Genomic DNA, 1,969 nt, shown 5'->3' with positions numbered 1-1,969 from the left:
ACCACGAAATCCGCCGCCTCACGCGGAGTGAACCCGTTCTCAAACGGCTTATGACGGTGCCCGGCGTTGGGCCCGTCACCGCCCTGGCGTTCCTCTCCACCATCGATGACCCAAAGCGCTTCAAGCATGCTCGCGACGTTGGTCCCTATCTTGGGCTGACGCCGACGCGCCACCAATCCGGCGAGGTCGACCGGCACGGACGCATCTCGAAATGCGGCGACACCTTCACCCGCACCTGCCTTTACGAGGCAGCCAATGTGCTGCTGACGAAGGTGCAGCGGTTCTCGCCGCTCAAGGCCTGGGGCATCCGACTGGTGCAGCGGATCGGCGCCAAGAAGGCGCGCGTCGCCGTCGCCCGCAAGCTCGCCGTCATCCTGCATTCCATCTGGGTCGACGGCACCGAGTTCTGGTGGACGCGTGAGGAGGCCAGAATGGCCTGACCTCCGCGCTACCATTCAGGCTCCGCTCCGGCGGAGAGGCTGTCTCTGCCGGGACGGTGGGTGGCGGCGACCGCGCAGAGCCCGTTGGCCGGTCTGGCCTACCTCGCCGGATCAGGCCGCTGCAAACATCGCGGCGCCCCACCCCTGACCCCCATCATGGGGCGGATCACACCGACCTCGGAGAGAACCATGACCCCGGCAGCGGTCAGCCTCCAACTCGGCGCTTGACCTGGATGACCCGATTAGAGAACGGGGTCTAAGTTCAGCTCTACTACCCCTCATCAATCTTAAGAAGAACTACTCGCGGCCGTCAGGCGCCACCGTGCCTGTTCTGGTCTTAGCCCGAGGTATGGTGGACTCCGGTGTCGGCGCCGAAGCAGGCTCCAGATCAAGGGGGATCGCCGTCTCGAAGACGCGCTGGACACAGCTTTCAGCAACACCCGGGCGCGTGTAAAGGGTTTGGCACAGCTGCTCGACGTGCGGGCGGAAAACCTCAAGTGCTTGAGCCTGCAGCGCTGTCGCGGGCGTTCCGCTCGCAGACGGCGGAAAGGATTGCGCGCTTGCCAAGCTCGACCTCGCGAATAGCGCCATCAGCATTCCACAACAGGCCGCGGTCGTCATGACTTGGTCAACATATGGAAATCCTTGTGGTGCTGTCAGGCCAAGATGGCCAGCATGAACTCCTTTAGCCATCGTCCGTGACCTTACAAGCTAGATCGGTGATCCGGGGACCTAACCCAGCTCGGGGATTGGTACCTCGACAACAATCCTTGGAACGTCTCCTTCAGAGCCGTAGGCCACAAAGCCATCCATCTGGCGATCAACATGACGACGAACTGGTCACGTGCCAGTGCTAGAAAGATGTCGGTCACGCCGGATTGTGCTATCGACAGCACGAGCCGCCCAGGCAGGATGCGCTGCAACTTGATGCCGTCTGCCCACTGTGGCGGGCTTGCGGTAACGCTCCTCATTAGACACTCGGTGAATAGCAGGGCTAACGGCATTGCGACCTCGATTGCCTACCTCGGCGAGTAGGGCATCTGCATGCGGCGCAGTCGGGTCAGTGAGGCATGCGGAGCGGAACGAGCCGCCGAAGAGACCAGGCCGAACCGATTGTGACTATCACGAGCCTCAGCGCTTAGAGCGCAGCGCTTGCGACAGCCCCTCGACCGAGTAGGGCTTGTGTAGCAACTCGAAGTCGCGGGCCCCATCGTTCGCCAGCACATGGCTGTAGCCGCTGGTCAGGATGATCGGCAGCTCCGGCCAGCGGTTTCGGATTTGTTTCCCGAGCTCGACGCCGTCCATTCCCGGCATCACCACATCCGAGAACACCACGTCGAACCGACCGGCGTCCTCCTCTAGCAGCTCGAGCGCATTTGCCGCATCCTGCGCCCAAGTCGCTGCGTGACCAAGATCCTCCAGCATCTGCCGGGCGAACTCGCCGACCTGAAGGTTGTCCTCGACCAGCAACACCTTCCGGCGCTCCGTTGCAGGCGCTTCGAGACCCTCGTTGGACTTCGTGGAAGCCA

At 62.7% G+C, this 1,969-nt stretch carries 2 protein-coding genes; one reads left to right on the top strand and one right to left on the bottom strand.

The window, feature by feature from the left end:
* Positions 1-440 (top strand): transposase (locus ACFQS7_RS30830; RefSeq protein WP_380070968.1); only part of this gene is annotated, 440 nt, incomplete at its 5' end.
* Between the two features lie 1,131 nt (positions 441-1,571).
* Here the strand turns inward: ACFQS7_RS30830 and ACFQS7_RS30825 are convergent.
* A partial coding sequence (locus ACFQS7_RS30825; protein ID WP_380070967.1) for a response regulator occupies positions 1,572-1,969 on the bottom strand: 398 nt, incomplete at its 5' end.

It is taken from the genome of Dankookia sp. GCM10030260 (assembly GCF_042666655.1).
Classification (GTDB): Bacteria; Pseudomonadota; Alphaproteobacteria; order Acetobacterales; family Acetobacteraceae; genus Paracraurococcus.
This window is presented reverse-complemented; position numbering and strand designations above follow the sequence as displayed.